Origin of the sequence: Streptococcus sp. 2342, assembly GCF_013276795.1 — a bacterium.
Taxonomy (GTDB): Bacteria; Bacillota; Bacilli; order Lactobacillales; family Streptococcaceae; genus Streptococcus.
Genome location: NZ_VMLR01000013.1, coordinates 51579 through 70382, shown reverse-complemented (window position 1 = coordinate 70382; position 18804 = coordinate 51579). Strand labels below are relative to the sequence as shown.

The window sequence follows — 18804 nt, the reverse complement described above, 5'->3', positions numbered from 1 at the left end:
GTACCTTAATTTTTCAAACTATTTTTCTAATTTTTTATTCAAAAGACTACTATTTTTTTCGCTTTTATGGTAAAATTTTCTGTGGAGAAGGAAAATAGAGGTAAAAATATGGCAATTCCCAAATATCAATACATAAAAGACGAATTAAAAAATAAAATCATCTCTGGGCAGTTTAGCAGTGGAGATAAATTTTACACTGAAGCAGAACTCATTTCAATGTACGATGTCAGTTCTATCACAGTTGTCCGCGCCTTAAACGACCTTGCTAAAGATGGCTATATTGTCCGCCAACAAGGAAAAGGAACCTTCGTTTCACGTGCACGCAAACACAAGCTTGTAGAGTTTTCAGATATTGAACTCTTTAATGCTAAAGATGATAAGGTAACTGTTCTTTCAATTGAACGCGGAAATAAACTCGTTTACTTGGAAAAATTGGGTCTACGCGGCGATCAATTCTACTACAAGATTGAACGTGTCCGCGAATCAAACGGTGTCGTTTATATCTACCACACATCCTACATCCCAGAACAATATATCAACGCAAATTATCCAAACCTTGAATACTATAGTTCTATCTATAACCGTTTCAAGTTAGACTACCACATTCACATGAATGATGAACACTTTGAAGAAATCAATGAAATAGTCTTTCCAACTCCAGAACATGTGGCTTCAGTCCTCGGAGTCGATGAACAATTCCCTACTGTCCTACAAACTAAAATCACCAAACTCGAATCAACTGGTCAAGTTTTAGGATACAGTGAAACTTACAAACGATCTGATTATTACAAGATTAAATTCATCTCATGTGACCGTGATCACTAAGAAGAAAGCCTGAGCCTAATCGCTTGGGCTTTTTCTATGATTATTATATGACATAGTAGATTGAAATAGAATATAGACAAATCGATTAGGAAATTTAAATCAATTTCTAGTAATATTTTAGAAGTCACAGTATACTATTCTATATTCAACATATTATAAATATTGGTTATTTTTTTCAAAAGCACTTTAATAAAAAAGAAAAATCGAAGTTCTGCTACTCCAGTAAATAGAGTAATAGAACTTCGATTTTATTTTAATTATCCTAAACCAAGACGTTCAAAGATATCATCCACTCGTTTAGTGTAGTAAAGAGGGTTGAAAATCTCGTCGATTTCTTCTTGTGTGAGGCGTGATGTCACCTCTGGATCTGCTTCTAGCAGTGGTTTGAAGTCTACTTGGTTGTCCCAAGAGTAGGCTGTTTTTGGTTGTACCAAGTCATAGGCTTGCTCACGGGTCATTCCTTTTTCAATCAAGGTCAACATAGCACGCTGGCTAAAGATAAGACCAAACGTAGAGTTCATGTTGCGAATCATGTTTTCTGGGAAGACCGTCAAGTTCTTGACAATATTTCCAAAACGGTTAAGCATGTAATCAATCAAAATGGTCGTATCTGGTGTGATGATACGCTCAGCTGATGAGTGAGAGATGTCACGTTCGTGCCAGAGAGCCACGTTTTCATAGGCTGTAATCATGTGACCACGGATAACACGCGCAAGACCAGTCATATTTTCAGAACCGATTGGGTTGCGTTTGTGAGGCATAGCAGATGAACCTTTTTGACCTTTAGCAAAGAATTCTTCTACTTCGCGTTGTTCAGATTTTTGCAAACCACGAATCTCAGTCGCCATACGTTCGATTGAAGTCGCGATGCTGGCAAGAACCGCAAAGTACTCAGCGTGAAGATCACGAGGAAGGACCTGTGTAGAGATTTCTTGGGCACGGATGCCCAATTTGTCGCAGACATATTGCTCCACAAATGGTGGGATGTTGGCAAAGTTACCAACCGCACCAGAAATCTTACCAGCTTCCACACCAGCAGCCGCATGCTCGAAACGCTCGATATTGCGCTTCATTTCGCTATACCAAGTCGCCAATTTCAGACCAAAGGTTGTAGGCTCAGCGTGCACACCGTGGGTACGCCCCATCATGATGGTGAACTTGTGCTCCTTAGCCTTATCAGCGATGATGTTGGTGAAATTTTCAAGGTCACGACGGATGATGTCGTTGGCCTGCTTGTAAAGGTAACCGTAGGCAGTATCCACCACGTCAGTAGAAGTCAATCCATAGTGAACCCACTTACGCTCTTCGCCAAGCGTTTCAGAAACCGCACGCGTGAAAGCCACCACATCGTGACGAGTTTCCTGCTCAATCTCCAAAATACGGTCGATGTCAAAGTCCGCCTTCTCGCGAATCAAAGCCACATCTTCCTTAGGAATTTCCCCCAACTCAGCCCATGCCTCATCCGCCAAGATTTCCACCTCAAGCCAAGCACGGTATTTATTTTCTTCACTCCAAATATTCGCCATCTCAGGGCGAGAGTAACGGTTGATCATGTTGTTTCTCCTTTTTATCATCTATTTTCTTCTTTTATCGAAATCGCAACTTCAAATAAAAAATTATTGGCCAAAGTAATCAAAGATCTCACCAACTATTAAAAAGGTATTCTAATATGTAAGGCTACTCTCCTTGCTTAGACATATTTTCATAGGATAAACCTTTTACAATAAAATTCTTTTGGTCAAGCATTTCTTCAATTATACACTCATACGCTTCCTTATCTACGGTATGTTGTTCAAAATATCGATTTAGTGCTTCCTTAGCAGAGTTCTTATCAAAAAGCACAGGTTCCCCATCTTTGGTAAACGCCACTTTAATAGTATCACTATATTTTGTATCAAAGAAATCTTTATAGTGTACGACCAATTTTATTTTTTTAATTTCATCTTTAGATATATTTTTTATCTCCACATAAAAGACACTATCATCATCTTTTTTTATAATTTTCATTCTCTTCGATTTACTAGGTCCCTTTTCATCGATTCTTATGTCTTCAATAAAAGCATGCCCCAATCCTATATTTTCTACATATAAGGGAAAAATAAGAGATTTATCTGGATTTTGCGAAAATTCTATTTTATAGTCTAAAATATCTGTTCTTTTAGATTGATCAATCTTTCTATACAGATAAATTCCAATTGAAATAAAATATCTTAAATAGGGCTTATGACTATTTATTAAATCCGCTTTATGTTTTTTATTTTCTACGCTGATAGTCCAATAAATACCGTATATAGTTACAATAGCCCCAATTATAGCACTAATCAAACTTGACCAAAATTCATTATTTAATCTATAGGTTTTCAAAATACAATCTTTGGTATCAATATGGAATAAACCTAATAACACCAATATTAGGATTAAGATTATAATCCAAAAAATTTTTTTACTCATTTTCACCCATAATCTCATCAATCAACCTTCTTCGTTCTTCCTGAAATATATACTTTTGATATAAACTACTTTCTTTCAGTTTTCGATAGAAAGCTATTTGATTAATCTCTACACCACTTTTTTTTAATGTCTTTATTAAGTCATCAAAAGAATCTGCCTTATCTATCATTTTCAATAAATTAGGATTTACAATAAATACTTCTTTGCCAGAACGACTTTTTTCTATCAATCCTAAAATATTATGCGGAAAAATACAATCTAAAAATATTACCTCATTATACTTATCTTTAAAGCCTTTCATTCCAATTTCATTACAAAATTGTTTAATCTTTTTTGTTTCAAGATACATACATTCTGGTGAGTTATTCGTAAAAGCAACTATTGTATATGAAACATCATCTTTTTCAGAAAATATTTTCTGTGCAATATCTTTATTTCTAGATGTTGATACACAAGGAATTTTCGATTGAAAAGGAGCTTTATCTTGTACAATATGTAAAATACTTAGTACTTTTAAATACATATCATAATAAGAATAATTGTATGTATCTTTATAATTTTTTATCTTCTCAATTATAGCATTAATATCACCAGATATACCATAAGTTGCAAAATTTTCAAAATTTTCTTTTAAATGTTTTAATACCAGCTTAAAATTCTCGTATTCCTTTTCATTCCACTCTTCCAGAGTATTATAACCCAAATCATTTTCTAAATCCTTAAATAAATTAAATCTTGCTTTTTCACCACCAATAAAAATAAAGTCCTTAAAGTTCTTATATATTTTTTTATCTATCCCTCGAAATACCAACCTTTTCCTTAATGAATAATAGATCGCTTCAACCAGCTTCTTTTTATTTCCAGTAATTTTTCTTTTTTTATTGTTATAACTTCCATCACTAGATAATTTGTATGTTACATACTTCATTTAACTATTAACACCCTTTCAAAAGTAATAGGTTTCCTAACAAAGATAAAACAGCAAATCTTATAATTTATGTCCTATTTTACTACTCAAATTCTTCTTTCCCAATCCAAACAGATGGGTAGTGATCGAGTGTATTCAAATCCGTATCCAACGGGATATCATAGATAGCTAGATAGTTTTCAGGATATTGGGCAACTAGCTCTTCATACTTAGCTTTCACCTTTTCGTGATTGCTACTAGCATACAAGACTTCGATGACTGCTCCAGTCTTATCTTTTTCAACAAAAGCGTTGACAATGAGTTGAATCATAGTCATACTCCCTTTCTATATAATATAATTGTGTCTACTGATACAATTATATTTGTTGATAAAAGTATATTATTTTTTTATTTTTTTAATAGTGTAAACAATAAATCCAGCAAATGTAGCCGATCCAGTCGCAATCAAGCTCCAATTTCGTCTCAACATTTCTTTTCGTGCTTGTCTTTTAGCTTCTTTAGCAAGTCTTTTATGTTCATTCTCTTTTTCTATTGCTTCGTTTTTCAGATTTAAATCTTCCGATTTGGCAGCGGAAACTATACTATCAATTTCTGAAATTTGTTCAAAATTAACTAATTCGTCAATTCGCTCCAAATAGATATTTTTATCTATATAACATAACCTAGAAATTTTATTTTTAGCACACTGCTTAGCCTGATTGAATTCTCGCTCCTGTTTTTCTCTTGCAAGACGTATTTCTCTTTCTCTAAAATATTCTTTTTCATAATATCCATCAATATCACGATTAAAATAAATTAAATCTTCTGCTACATCATCAAGATATTTAATTGTAATTTCCTTAACATCTAAGTATTCGTTACTTAAACTATCTTTCCAGGACCATAAAATAACTATCCAGTTCTTCTCCAAAGCTTCTTCAATAAGAGGAAACATGTCAAAATCTCCGCTTAAAAGGTTCAATGTTGCAGGATGGTCTTGTTGAACAATAAACGATACACCTTTAGCAATTATTTTTGAATCAACTGCTTTTTCTCCTTTTTGTTTACGCTCATAAGTATATACATCAAAACCTTTACTCTTCATAGTCGACCAAAACCCATCACTTTTCGGAGGAGTAGATCCTACTAATATCTTTTTCTGATTTTTAAATTTTGTATAATTTTTTACAAATTTATCATAATCAAATCTTCCATCTTGACCTACAAGATTTTTTACTTCAATAAAAATATTCGAATTATCAATCAATAATAAATCCATAAACTTCCCCATTGTTCATTATTTTAACAACCTAAAAATCTATCCCTTCCCCAAACTCAACCACATTGTCTGGTTCATCACTAAATAAAGTCACATGTCCCATCTTGCGGTTGTGCTTCGCTTCTATTTTACCATACAGGTGGAGGTGGGCGCTTGGATTTTCTGTGACATATTTTTCAGCAGCCTCGACATGCTGGCCGAGGACATTAAGCATAACAGCAGGCTCATGTAGTTTGATGGCTGGCAATGGTGCTCCCAGAACACCCAATATATGGGTATCAAACTGCGAGAAATCACAGGCTTCAATAGAATAGTGCCCAGAGTTATGTGGACGTGGGGCAATTTCATTGACAATGATGTCATCAGCTGTCGCAAACATTTCCACGCAAAGGGTTCCAGACAAGTTGAGTTGCTCAGCGATTCTCACTGCCATAGCTTTGGCTTTCTCAGCTAAACTTTCAGAAATGCGAGCAGGCACAATAGTTTTTGAAAGGATGTTGTTGCGGTGGATATTTTCCTGAACTGGGAAAACTGTCACATCCTTGCCATTTCCTGATACAATGACAGAAATTTCAAGGTCAAAATTGACAAATTCTTCCAAAACACAGTCTGCTGAATCGGCTAGTGCATTGGCTTCTTCCAAGTCTTCTGCCGAGCGAATGACCTTTTGTCCATGGCCATCGTATCCACCAGTAGCAGTCTTGAGGACATAGTTTTTGGCCAGGTCAATCTCCGCCAAGTCTTGGCTAGAAGTCACAACCTTATAAGGCGCCACAGTGACTTGTGCCTTATTTGAGAGAAAATCCTTTTCAAAGATGCGATTTTGTGAAATGCGGAGCAGGTCTGTCCCTTGAGGGAGTTGTCCATCCTTGATGACAGCATCCAAACCGTCAGCAGCGACATTTTCAAACTCATAGGTGAGGACATCGCAACGCTCAGCCAACTGACGGAGGGCGTCTACATCGTTATAAGGAGCCACGATGATTTCCGCCACGCGAGAGGCCGGGCAATCAGTCACAGGATCCAACGCGATAACCTTGTAGCCCATGTAGATAGCAGAAATAGCCATCATTTGACCCAGCTGGCCGCCACCGATAATTCCGATTGTTTTAGATGAGCTCATTCGTCGACTCCTCTGCAATTTTTCCTTGTTCTTCTGCGAAATCTGCTAAAGCTGTTGCGATATCCTGATCCTCTACCGAAAGAAGACGGAGGGCGAAGAGAGCCGCGTTGGTCGCACCTGCTTCACCGATAGCCATTGTCGCAACAGGCACACCGCCCGGCATTTGTACGATAGAATAGAGCGAGTCCACGCCACTAAGAGCACGTGATTTGACTGGTACACCAATGACTGGAAGGGTTGTTTTAGCCGCTACCATACCTGGCAAATGGGCTGCGCCTCCAGCACCTGCGATGATAACCTTGATGCCACGGCTACGTGCTTCTTCTGCATGCTTGAACATAATGTCTGGCGTACGGTGGGCAGAGACAACCTTCTTTTCGTAGGCTACACCGAAGCGGTCTAGGACTTCGGCAGCTTTTTGCATGGTTGCCCAGTCAGATTTTGAGCCCATGATAATGGAAATAATTGGTTTAGTCATAATTTTTCCTTTTTTCTTCTTTTTTGATAATGGTCTTAGGTGGTGGGGACGGAAGCAAACCTTCGGTTTCATTCCTAAACTTTGAGCCTAAAGTCTCAAAGTTTCCCCCGACCAGAACAGAAATTGTTCTGATCTTTTCACCACGGCGACCATTATCGTGTTTGGCGACTGCGTCGCTTTTTTCTTATACCTTTATCTAATTGCCTTGCTTCCGATATCGGTTCGGTAGAAGAGGCCTTCTGGTTTTTGTTGAGCAAGTTCTTGATAGATGGTGTTTTGGGCTTCTTTGACGGTATCTGCTGTGGTGACCAGCATATAGACACGGCCGCCGTTTGATAGCAGTGCTCTGCTATTTTCAGCGAATTTAGCACCGGCATAGTAAGTGATGATGTCGCCCTCTGTTTTTGCTGGCAATTCAACACCTTTTTCATAGTCTAGCGGGTAGCCGTTTGATGCGACAACTACACCCAGAGTCACACTCTTATCCGTCCAAGTGATATTTGGCTCCTTGCCATCGAGGATATCCGTAATATTTTGTGCAAAGTCAGAGGTCAGGCGAGGCAAGATAATCTGAGTTTCTGGATCTCCAAACCGAGCGTTGAACTCGATAACTTTAGGTCCATCTGCTGTCAGGATAAGCCCTGCGTAAAGGACTCCAAGATACGGACGACCTTCTTTAAACATCCCTTCGAGGACTGGCTTGACAATGGTGTCAACCGCTGTGTCAACTACACTCTGTGGCAAGTGAGGAACTGGCGCATAGGCACCCATACCGCCCGTGTTAGGGCCCTTGTCGCCATCATAGGCACGTTTGTGATCCTGAGCCGTTGGCATAACGTAGAACTTGTCCCCATTGACAAAGGCAAAGAGAGAGAATTCTTCTCCGTCGAGGAATTCCTCAATAACCACACGCGCACCTGAGTCACCAAATTTATTGTCCAATAGTATCTCATGAGCGGCTTCGACCGCTTGCTCGACTGTCTCAGCAACGACGACACCCTTCCCAAGCGCCAAGCCATCCGCCTTGACCACGATAGGAGCCCCCTGCTTTTCGATATAGGCCTTGGCTTCCTCGAAATCTGAGAATGTGCCATAGGCTGCTGTCGGAACGCCGTATTTGACCATGATTTCCTTGGCAAAATCCTTGGACCACTCCAGCTCAGCTGCCAATCTTGTCGGACCAAAGGCTTTGAGACCAACTGCATGGAGATCATCCACGATACCAGCCGCAAGGGCGTCATCTGGCCCGATAAATGACCAAGCAACATCGTTGGCTTTTACAAATTCAATCAATTCAGAATGTTCGGAAATAGAGATATTTACCAATTCCAAACCATCCAGAGTCATCCCATCATTCCCAGGAGCAACAAAAACCTTTTCTACCTCTTTTGACTCAAGCAACTTCTTAGCAATCGCATGTTCACGACCACCCGAACCGACAACTAACAGCTTCATCTCTCAACCTCTTTTGCGAATTATTTAATAACATTATACCACAAACGTTCGTTTTAATCTTGTTTCACTCCGCGTTTTTACGCAAAAAAAGGAAAGAAACTGTTTTCTTCCCTTTAACGTTCTTAATGTCTAAAATGTCTCACTCCTGTGAAGACCATAGTCAAGCCATATTTGTCAGCAGCTTCGATGGATTCTTGGTCACGGACGGAGCCTCCAGGCTGAATGATAGCTTTGATACCTGCTTTGGCGATTTCTTCCACGTTATCCGCAAATGGGAAGAAGGCATCCGAAGCAAGTACAGCACCGTCAAGGCGGTCTTTGGCTTGGTCAATGGCAATACGGACTGAAGCCACACGGTTGGTTTGACCTGGGCCAACACCAAGTGTCATGTGGTCGTTGGTTACAATGATTCCGTTTGATTTGACGTATTTAATAGCCTTCCAAGCAAACTCAAGAGCAGTCGCCTCTATCTCAGTTGGCTGACGTTTGGTCACCACTTGCCAGTCAGCTGGGCTTTCCTTGACCACATCTTGATTTTGAACAAGGAGCCCGCCAACCACACCTGTGTATTCTGCTTCCACTTCACTGGCCTCTTGAGCATCAAATGGCAAGGCAAGGATACGCAAGTTTTTCTTTTTATTGGTCAAAATAGCTAGCGCCTCATCCGTATAGCTTGGTGCGATGATGATTTCAAGGAAAACGCCGTGCATCTTCTCAGCTGTCGCAGCATCCACCTCACGGTTGAGAACGACAATCCCACCAAAGATAGACACTGGGTCAGACTCATAAGCGTAATCCCAAGCAGTTTCGATGTCATCTGCCTGACCGATTCCACATGGGTTCATGTGTTTGAGAGCCACAACGGTTGGACGGTCTTTGAAGTCACGGATAATACGAATGGCCGCATCAGCGTCACGAATATTGTTGAAGGATAGTTCTTTCCCATTGAGCTGTTTGGCTGAAGCAATGGAGTAATCAGTCGGCAAAGCTTTCTGGTAAAAGTCCGCGTCTTGTTGAGGGTTCTCACCGTAACGCATGGCTTGTTTGAGATCATAGGTCAAGGTCAGTTTTTCAGGTTTTTCTTCACCCACTTGAGCTGTAAAATACTCTGCAATCAAGGCATCGTAAGCCGCTGTGTGACGGAAAACTTTGGCCGCTAAACGTTGACGCGTTTCGTAAGTCGTTTCACCATTGGCTGACAACTCGTCCAAAACCACTGTATAGTCAGCAGGGTCTACCACAACCGTCACGCTGGCATGATTCTTCGCTGCTGAACGAAGCATAGATGGCCCACCAATATCAATATTCTCCACAGCATCAGCGTACGTCACGTCTGGTTTGAGAATCGTTTCCTTGAATGGGTAAAGGTTGACCACCACAAGGTCAATGAGCTCGATTTGATTGTCCTTGGCCGCTTCCAGGTGACTATCCAAGTCACGACGAGCGAGAAGCCCACCGTGAATATTTGGATGAAGGGTCTTGACACGACCATCCATCATTTCTGGAAAACCAGTCACATCATCAATCGCAATGGTCTTCACCCCAGCATTATCAAGGGCAACCTTGGTCCCACCCGTCGAGATAATCTCCCATCCAAGTTTTTTAAGTTCTTGGGCAAATTCAACAATGCCCGATTTGTCTGAGACACTGATTAAGGCGCGTTTAGTCATTATATTCTCCTTTTTAATCATTAGTTAAACACCAATTAAATGCAGTAACAGTAAAACAAGATAAGCAAAACCAAGGCTAAGCATACCTAAGATATTGACCCATTTTCTAGTCTGTGATTTGAACACTCTTATAAAAATTTGATAAATCAATAAGCCTACACAAACACCTAGCGTATTTAAAGCCAAATCCGTTATATCTGTTATACCTATTGCTAAAATATATTGTAAGCACTCAAACAATAAACTAATCAAGAAACCTGTCCCGACTATTTTTAAACTAGATAAATTAGTTTTTATCAGAGGGAAACAAACACCTAATGGAATAAAGGAAATCAGATTAAATAACATTTCAGCAAAAACAATTTTCCCATCTACTATTAGTGGTTCTGAAAATGGAATCCAATTGATGTACCTTGGAGCTAAGAAAAATGCTATAAATTCAGGATTAGTTTCAAACTTAAATAAGATTCCCCAAGTTAATAACATCAGATAGACATAAAATACATATCGAGTTGTTTTTTTAGATTCTAACATTACAAATACCTCCGTTTGAAGCCGTCTTCAACAAATACTGACTCCAATTTAAAATCAAAGATATCATATGAATCAACAAAAAGTCAATCTGTAAATAGAGCCTTCACTACTTCCGGATACAACTTGTACTCTGCCTCATGGATGCGAGCTTCAAAACTGGCTATGGTATCATCAGATAACCGAGGCACACGGACTTGTTTGATGATCTTACCAGTGTCCACACCAGAATCTACCCAGTGAATAGTCACGCCGCTCTCAGCAACGCCAGCATTCCAAGCGTCCTCAATCCCATGAGCTCCTGGAAATTCTGGCAGGTAGGCTGGATGAATATTGATGATTCGTCCTTCATAAGCCGCCAATAAGGTTGGCCCAACGATTTTCATGTAGCCTGCTAGGCAAACCAAGTCAATCTGGTGTTCTTCCAAGAGTTCGACAAGAGCTGCTTCGTAGTCTGCCTTGTTCTCAAACTCCTTGAGTTCAAAAGCATAGGACAGAACGACGAGCTTGTCTGCACGCTCGAGCACATAGGCGTCACGATGGTCTGAAAAGACAAACTCTACTGGAAATTCTTCAGCAATCACCTGAAAATTTGAGCCATTACCTGAGGCAAAAACCGCTATTTTTTTCATTTGATGATGACACTTTCGTTTTCTTTCTTGACGATACGACCAATTTCATAGACTGGTTCATCCAACAATTCCTTGACACGACTTACATTTTCAGGGCTAACTGCCAGCATGAGTCCCACACCCATATTGAAGATTTCAAACATTTCTTCATGCTTGATTTCACCGTATTTTTCAAGGGCTTTGAAAATCGGTAAAACTGGAACCTTGTCTTCCTCAATCTCAGCTGCTAGATCAGCTGCAAACATGCGAGGGACATTCTCAATAAAGCCACCACCAGTGATGTGGGCAATGCCGTTGACCAACTCTTCCTTGATGAGTGGCAAAACAGCCTTGACATAGATACGAGTTGGCTCAAGAAGAACGTCCTTGAGTTGCTTGCCTTCCAATTCTGGAAGGACTTCCTCACCTGTGTAATCCGCAAAGACACGACGGACGAGAGAGTAACCATTGGAATGAATCCCACTTGAAGCAAGTCCGAGAAGAACATCTCCCTCTGCCACCTTTGAACCGTCAATGATTTGAGATTTTTCTGCAACACCGACCGCAAAACCAGCCAAGTCATAGTCATCTTCGCCGTACATGCCAGGCATTTCAGCCGTTTCCCCACCGATGAGGGCAGCACCTGCCTGCACACAACCTTCTGCCACACCAGCAACCACTTGTTCTAGCTTAGCTGGTTCATTCTTGCCAGTTGCGACGTAGTCAAGGAAATAGAGGGGCTCCGCACCTGCAGCAATGATATCGTTGACACACATGGCCACACAGTCCTGACCGATAGTATCGTGCTGGTCGTACTTGATAGCCAGCATGAGTTTGGTTCCGACACCGTCAGTTCCTGAAATCAAGACGGGTTCTTTAACCCCAGTCTTTGAAAGGTCAAACATACCACCAAAGCCACCCAGAGCTCCCATGACACCTGCACGCTCCGTACGAGCCACGTGCTTTTTAATCCGTTCAACAACTTCATAACCCGCTTCAACATCCACGCCAGACTGGGCATAAGCATTTTTATTTGTCATTTTTATGTTCCTTTTCTTTGAGAAAGATTGCGACGTATTTTTAGATAAACAATTATTTTATCTAAAAATACTAGTCAGGTCTCTAGCTTTGTTCCCATAGGAGAAAGCGTCTACTGACAAATGCTTTAGCTTTTAGTCAGTAGTGAGACGTGGAGCATAAGCATTTTTATTTGCCATTTTTATATTCCTTTTCTTTAATGGAGGATCTATTGTCTATTTGTAAAAACTCGTCTTTTCTTCCAAACTTCTACGATAGTCTTCTTCATAGTCGTAGAGAGGCGTTGGGTAATCACCATCAAAATAAGCGACACATAGACCACCATTTGGCGCATCTGTTTCAATACCAATTGAATCAATCAACCCCTCAACAGAAAGATAAGTCAGACTGTCCGCACCAATGATTTGGCGAGTTTCTTCGACCGTATGATTGGCCGCAATTAGCTCCTGACGGGTCTGGATATCAATCCCGTAGAAACATGGATAAGCTAGCGCTGGACTACCAATAGCAACGTGAACCTCAGTTGCACCCGCTTCTTTCAAGAGCTGAACGATCCGACGAGAGGTTGTTCCACGTACAATAGAGTCATCAATCATAACCACACGCTTGCCTTTTACAACACCAGAAACAGCAGATAGTTTCATCCGCACCCCTTGCTCCCGCAATTCTTGAGTCGGTTGGATAAAGGTACGTTGGGTGTATTGGTTCTTGATGAGGCCCATTTCATTTGGTAGCCCGGACTCTTCCGCAAATCCCATAGCCGCGCTGAGGGAAGAATTGGGCACACCGACCACGATATCCGCCTCATGCTTGAATTCACGCGCCAATTGGGCACCCATACGTTTACGAGCCGTATGAACATTGACACCATGAATGTTAGAATCAGGCCGAGCAAAGTAGATATACTCCATAGAACAAATTGCCAGCTGGGTATCATCTGTATAGCTATCATACTGGATGCCCTTGTCATCAATGATCACAATCTCACCTGGCTTCAAATCGCGAATCCATTCTGCACCAATAACCTCAAAAGCACAAGTTTCAGAGGAAACTACCACAGCTCCGTTGGCCATTTTCCCGATCGAAAGCGGACGGAAGCCATTAGGGTCAAGAGCCGCAATCAACTTGTCTTCAAACAACAAGATATAGGCAAAACCACCTTTGACAAGACTGAGCGCTTCCTTGATTTTGCCCATCAGACTAGGATTGTGACTGCGACGAATGAGGTGAGCCAAGATTTCAGAGTCCGAAGTCGCACTGAAAATCGCTCCTCTATCTTCCAATTCTTTCTTGAGAGAGGCTGCATTGGTCAGATTTCCATTATGAGCCAAGCCAAACTGCATATCGTGAAAACGGAAGAGGAAGGGCTGGATATTATCTACAGAAGCTTCGCCAGCAGTCGCGTAACGAACATGCCCAATCGCACCAGTTCCTGTCAATTTATCTAAGTTAGCAGGATTTCTGAACACTTCTGATAGAAGTCCCATGTCACGATGGCGCTTCAATTGTCCCTGATCGTTGGAGAGGATTCCTGCCCCCTCCTGACCACGGTGCTGAAGACTATGGAGACCAAAATAGGTCAATTTAGCAGCATCTGGATGTCCCCAGATACCGAAAACACCACATTCTTCATTAAGAGATTTTACTTCGTATGTCATTTTTTATACCTAATTTTCATTTGTAATCACCAAGAGCTAGATCTACATGACTTTTACATTGCAGATACTATCTATTAGAAAATCTGCAAGTCTTATTTTCCAGTAAAGTATTTAACCGCCGACGCGAACAGGTGCTGGTCTTTATTTCCTGGGATGTTTTGGAAAAGACCGTCCTCATAACGTTCTGAGTGGCCCATCTTACCGATGATTTGACCGTTTTTGCTGGTAATTCCTTCAATGGCATGGACGGAACCATTCGGATTGTACTTAGAATCCATACTTGGTTTGCCGTCAAAATCAACGTATTGGCTCAAAATTTGGCCATTGTCACGGAGCTCTGCAAATTCCTCGGCCGTCACGACAAATTTCCCTTCACCGTGCGAAACAGGAATGGCGTGGATATCACCCACTTGCACACCAGTCAACCATGGTGAGTTGGTATTGGCAATGCGGGTTTCCACCATCTTGGCCACGTGTTGGTTGGCATCATTGTAGAAGAGGGTTGGACTAGTACTAGTAGCATCCTCAAAGTTCCCGTATGGAAGAAGACCTGATTTGACCAAGGCCTGGAATCCATTACAGATACCGATAATTAAGCCACCACGGGCGATAAAGCTATCAATAGCCACACGGACTTTTTCATTAAGCAGGATATTGACGATAAACTTGGCTGAACCATCTGGCTCGTCCGCAGCTGAGAAACCACCTGCAAAGAAGAGGATGTTAGCCTTGCCGATGTTGTCAACCATAGTTTCAACTGACTTGACAATGGCTTCTTCATGCAAGGTCACAAATGGTACCAAGTTAACCTCTGCACCTTCTTTTTCGAAGGCCTTGGCTGAGTCATATTCCGAGTTGGTGCCTGGGAAGACTGGGATGTAAACCACAGGTTTTTCAACCTTTTCTTTTGCTTTAATCACAACATCTGATACCACAGCTGGTACTTCATCTAGTTCTTTGGCTTGGGCAAACTCTGTTGGGTAAACTTTTTCCAGTTTTCCTTGGAAGGCACTGTCAAGCTTGTGTCCATCTAGCTTCACACCGTTGACAAGGAGTGTAAAGTCTGCACTTGTTTGACCGATTTTCTCTACTCCAGCAATTTCTTCAGGAGATGTGAAGACAAATCCGCCCAATTGTGCTGTCAAAGAACTTTCAAGTTCAGGCAAGATTACCTCTGCACCGATATGATTTCCAAAAGTAGCAAGTGCCAAACTTTCAACCACACCGCCGTATTTGACAGCTAAAGCAGCTGTTACTTTGTGAGCCTTTTGAAGGGATTCAAACTGAGCAAAGTTAGACTTAATCAAGTCAAAATCAATCTCTGCAGCAAGAGCTTGACCTGGGATGTAGTAGATGTTTTCCCCAGCAACTTTAAATTCTGGAGAGAGCACCTTACGGCTATCTGCTGTCGTTACCCCAAAGGCAACCAAGGTTGGTGGCACCGTCAACTCTTCAAAGGTACCAGACATAGAGTCCTTCCCACCGATAGATGGCAAGCCAAGCTGAATCTGAGCTTCGATAGAACCTAGAAGAGCAGCTACTGGCTGACCGAAACGCTCAGCTTGTTTGTCCATGCGCTCGAAGTACTCTTGGTAAGAGAAGCGAGCCTTAGACCAATTGGCACCTGTCGCTACTAGACGAGCCGTAGCTTCGATAACCGCATAAGCAGCACCGTGGTATGGAGACCATTCTGCCAAATAAGGGTTAAATCCTTGAGCCATGACTGAGGCAGTATGAGTCACACCATGTTGTACAGGCAATTTCTGCACAGAAGCCTCAGTCGGTGTGAGTTGGTAGCGACCACCAAGCGGATGGTTGACTGTAGAACGACCGACCGAACAGTCAAAGATGGTCTGCAAGCCTTTTTGACTCACATGGTTGAGATCAGACAAGACTTCAAGAGTATCCGCTTCAAGGGTTTCAGCAGATGTTTGACGTTCTTCTGGAAGCTTGACATCCTTGTCAACGACCTTAGCATCTACCACAACACGTACACCATTAGTATCAAGGAAACAACGTTCCAAGTCGACAATGGTTTCACCATTCCAGTGCATGACAAGATTTGGTTTTTCAGTCACTGTCGCCACAACAACAGCGTCAATATTTTCTTTGTTACATTCAGTAACGAAGGCATCCACATCTTCAGGACGAACCACAACCGCCATCCGTTCTTGTGATTCAGAGATGGCAATTTCTGTACCATTCAAGCCTTGGTATTTAAGAGGAACCTTGTTGAGGTCGATTTCAAGACCGTCTGCCAATTCACCGATAGCCACACAGACACCACCAGCACCAAAGTCATTAGACTTCTTGATAAGACGTGTTACTTGGCCATTACGGAAAAGGCGTTGAATCTTGCGTTCTTCGATGGCATTCCCTTTTTGAACCTCAGCACCAGCAGTCTCAACTGACTCAACTGTTTGAACCTTAGAAGAACCTGTCGCACCACCGACACCATCACGTCCAGTCTTACCTCCAAGGAGAATAATCACATCTCCCGCTTCCGGTTTTTCACGAACGACATTGCCCTTAGGAGCCGCACCAACAACGGCACCAAGTTCCATACGTTTAGCTACAAAGCCTGGGTGGAAGTATTCACGAACGTAGGTCGTCGCAAGCCCAATTTGGTTACCGTATGAAGAATAACCATGAGCCGCTGTCTTAGAAATGACCTGTTGTGGTAATTTCCCAGCACGCGTTTCCGAAATCGGTGCTGTAATATCACCGGCACCTGAGATACGCATAGCTTGGTAAACGTATGAACGTCCTGACAATGGGTCACGAATAGCACCACCGATACAAGTAGCCGCCCCACCAAATGGCTCAATTTCCGTTGGGTGGTTGTGAGTTTCATTCTTGAACATTAGGAGCCATGGCTCTTTCACACCATCAACGTCCACTTCGATTTCAACCGAACAGGCATTGATTTCGTCTGATACTTCCATGTCGTCCAAACGTCCATTAGCACGCTCATAACGACCGAAAATAGTCGCCATATCCATCAAGGTTTGCGGTTTTTCAGAACGCCCCAACTCCTCACGCATGGTAATATACTTGTCATAGGTTGACTGCAATTGTTTTTGGAATTTAGAAGCTGAAAAGTCGATGTGTTTCAACTCTGTCTCAAAAGTCGTGTGACGGCAGTGGTCAGACCAGTAAGTGTCCAAAACCTTGAGTTCTGTTTCCGTCGGCACGCGCCCGATTGACTTGAAATAGTCTTGGATAAAGAGTAAATCATCCACTTCCATGGCCATCCCTTGCTCGGCCTTGTAGCGAGCAAAGTCTTCTGCCGTATAGCTTTCAAAGAAAGTCAATTTTGGAATGGTCTTGTCTGACTCTGAAAATTCCTGCTTGGCAATCCCTACCGTGATGTCCTTGAAACGAGAATCAACTGGGTTGAGCAGATAGTTCTTGACCGCTTCCAACTCAGCCGCATCAATATCTTTATTCACCAAGTAAAGTTGGGCTGTATTAACCGTTACATCAGTCGAACTTCCTAGTAAAAGCAAGGCTTCCTGCGAAGATGCTGCACGCTGGTCAAACTGCCCTGGTAGGCTTTCAATGGCAAAGAAAGCATAGTTGGCAAGATCCGCCTGCACAGCTACTTCATCCAAAACATGGTCTGTCACCTGCTCAGAGAATATGTGCTTCTCTGCAGGTGCAAACAAGTCCTCAACCAAGTCAAAGACATCATACACTTGCACGATGCGAATACTTTTCAAGCTTGAAAGTCCCAAGTTATGCTGGAGTTCTCTAACCAAACTCTCTGACTTGACCTGAAAATCAGCCTTTTTTTCAACAAAAATACGTTTATCCATCAATTCTTATTCCTTTATTTCAGCTCTTGCAATGTTTCCAAATGACCTTGAGAGTCTTGCAAATAGATTATTTCAATTCCTTCAACTTTTCCCAAACAATCTCATAAACGTCTGTTAGCTCTCCTAATCCCCTACGGAAAACATCCTTATCCATGTGGTTGCCATCTGCATCCCACAAACGGCAGTTATCTGGTGAAAATTCATCTGCCAAGATAATCTTGCCATCCTTGTCAAAACCGAACTCTAGCTTAAAATCAATCAACTTAAGCCCAATCTCAGCAAACCAGACCTTCAAAAGTTCATTAATACGACGCGTTTCTTCCTTCAAGTAGACGATTTGCTTGTCATCCGCAATCTGTAGGAATTTCACATGCTCGTCATTGATAAATGGATCATCCAAATCATCATTTTTGTAGTAAAATTCGACAATCGGAGTCTCCAAGGCAATTCCCTCATCCACACCAAAACGTTTTGAAAAGGAGCCAGCAGTATAGTTGCGGAGCACGACTTCCAAAGGAATAATCTTAACCTTTTTATTGAGTTGTTCCGTGTCTGAAAGCTTCTCCACAAAGTGAGTCGCCACACCAGCCGCATTTAATTTCTCAAAAATAAAAGATGAAATCTGATTATTCAACACTCCCTTGCCCGCAATCTGCTCCTTCTTAACACCATTGAAAGCAGTCGCCTGGTCCTTGTAAGTTGAAATAATAAGATTTTCATCCTCAGTTGTATAGATATCTTTAGCTTTTCCCGAATAGATCAATTGTTTTGACATTTTAAAGTTCGCCTTTCGTATTACTTGAGCACATTCTACCATAAAAAACCTAAAATTACAAGAATTTAACCGAATAAATAACGTGGTAACCTCAAAAATCATAAAGAAAAAACTGCAAGAAGGATCTTTCTCACAGTTTTAAAATCATTTATACTCTTCGAAAATCAAATTCAAACCACGTCAGC

16 protein-coding genes are annotated in these 18804 nt (G+C 41.5%); 1 reads left to right on the top strand and 15 read right to left on the bottom strand.

Annotated elements, in window-relative coordinates:
* Positions 1-108: 108 nt before the first annotated feature.
* On the top strand, positions 109-825 hold the full coding sequence (locus tag HT689_RS09110; protein WP_173224688.1) for a GntR family transcriptional regulator: 717 nt from the start codon (positions 109-111) through the stop codon (positions 823-825).
* A gap of 257 nt (positions 826-1082) precedes the next feature.
* Here the strand turns inward: HT689_RS09110 and purB are convergent, their stop codons facing one another.
* From purB to purC, 15 genes are all read right to left on the bottom strand, one after another.
* A complete protein-coding gene (purB, locus tag HT689_RS09105; RefSeq protein WP_012972422.1) occupies positions 1083-2378 on the bottom strand; it encodes an adenylosuccinate lyase in 1296 nt (431 codons plus the stop codon).
* Positions 2379-2502: 124 nt separating this feature from the next.
* Complete coding sequence (locus HT689_RS09100; protein ID WP_173224685.1) at positions 2503-3294, bottom strand: hypothetical protein; 792 nt, start codon at positions 3292-3294, stop codon at positions 2503-2505.
* Complete coding sequence (locus HT689_RS09095) at positions 3269-4204, bottom strand: hypothetical protein (protein ID WP_112444905.1); 936 nt, start codon at positions 4202-4204, stop codon at positions 3269-3271. The genes HT689_RS09100 and HT689_RS09095 overlap by 26 nt, the downstream gene beginning before the upstream one ends.
* A gap of 82 nt (positions 4205-4286) precedes the next feature.
* A complete protein-coding gene (locus tag HT689_RS09090; RefSeq protein ID WP_112444983.1) occupies positions 4287-4514 on the bottom strand; it encodes a phosphoribosylaminoimidazole carboxylase in 228 nt (75 codons plus the stop codon).
* A gap of 69 nt (positions 4515-4583) precedes the next feature.
* Entirely contained in the window at positions 4584-5462 is an 879-nt protein-coding gene (locus HT689_RS09085) for an NYN domain-containing protein (protein ID WP_173224682.1), read from the bottom strand.
* A 31-nt stretch (positions 5463-5493) separates the two neighbouring features.
* Positions 5494-6585, bottom strand: a complete 1092-nt coding sequence (gene purK / locus HT689_RS09080; protein ID WP_173224679.1) for a 5-(carboxyamino)imidazole ribonucleotide synthase — start codon at positions 6583-6585, stop codon at positions 5494-5496.
* Positions 6572-7063: a 5-(carboxyamino)imidazole ribonucleotide mutase gene (gene purE, locus HT689_RS09075; protein ID WP_173224676.1), complete on the bottom strand. Its 492-nt coding sequence runs from the start codon at positions 7061-7063 to the stop codon at positions 6572-6574. The genes purK and purE overlap by 14 nt, the downstream gene beginning before the upstream one ends.
* Before the next feature lie 192 nt (positions 7064-7255).
* Complete coding sequence (gene purD, locus HT689_RS09070; RefSeq protein WP_173224673.1) at positions 7256-8518, bottom strand: phosphoribosylamine--glycine ligase; 1263 nt, start codon at positions 8516-8518, stop codon at positions 7256-7258.
* A 122-nt stretch (positions 8519-8640) separates the two neighbouring features.
* The gene (purH, locus tag HT689_RS09065; protein WP_173224671.1) at positions 8641-10188 is read right to left on the bottom strand and encodes a bifunctional phosphoribosylaminoimidazolecarboxamide formyltransferase/IMP cyclohydrolase; all 1548 of its coding nucleotides are present in this window, start codon (positions 10186-10188) and stop codon (positions 8641-8643) included.
* Between the two features lie 24 nt (positions 10189-10212).
* Positions 10213-10722, bottom strand: coding sequence for a VanZ family protein (locus HT689_RS09060; RefSeq protein WP_173224668.1), 510 nt, complete (start codon positions 10720-10722; stop codon positions 10213-10215).
* Between the two features lie 83 nt (positions 10723-10805).
* The gene (gene purN / locus HT689_RS09055) at positions 10806-11351 is read right to left on the bottom strand and encodes a phosphoribosylglycinamide formyltransferase (protein ID WP_173224665.1); all 546 of its coding nucleotides are present in this window, start codon (positions 11349-11351) and stop codon (positions 10806-10808) included.
* Positions 11348-12370, bottom strand: a complete 1023-nt coding sequence (purM, locus tag HT689_RS09050; protein WP_173224662.1) for a phosphoribosylformylglycinamidine cyclo-ligase — start codon at positions 12368-12370, stop codon at positions 11348-11350. Before purM ends, purN begins: the two co-directional genes overlap by 4 nt.
* 213 nt (positions 12371-12583) lie before the next feature.
* Positions 12584-14026 carry an amidophosphoribosyltransferase gene (purF, locus tag HT689_RS09045; protein WP_049522364.1) on the bottom strand — a complete coding sequence of 481 codons (1443 nt, stop codon included), beginning with the start codon at positions 14024-14026 and terminating at the stop codon, positions 12584-12586.
* Positions 14027-14118: 92 nt separating this feature from the next.
* Positions 14119-17844 (bottom strand): phosphoribosylformylglycinamidine synthase, encoded by a 3726-nt coding sequence (locus HT689_RS09040; protein WP_173224656.1) that lies wholly within the window; start codon positions 17842-17844, stop codon positions 14119-14121.
* 67 nt (positions 17845-17911) lie between these two features.
* Positions 17912-18619: a phosphoribosylaminoimidazolesuccinocarboxamide synthase gene (purC, locus tag HT689_RS09035; RefSeq protein ID WP_173213953.1), complete on the bottom strand. Its 708-nt coding sequence runs from the start codon at positions 18617-18619 to the stop codon at positions 17912-17914.
* Positions 18620-18804 lie beyond the last annotated feature (185 nt).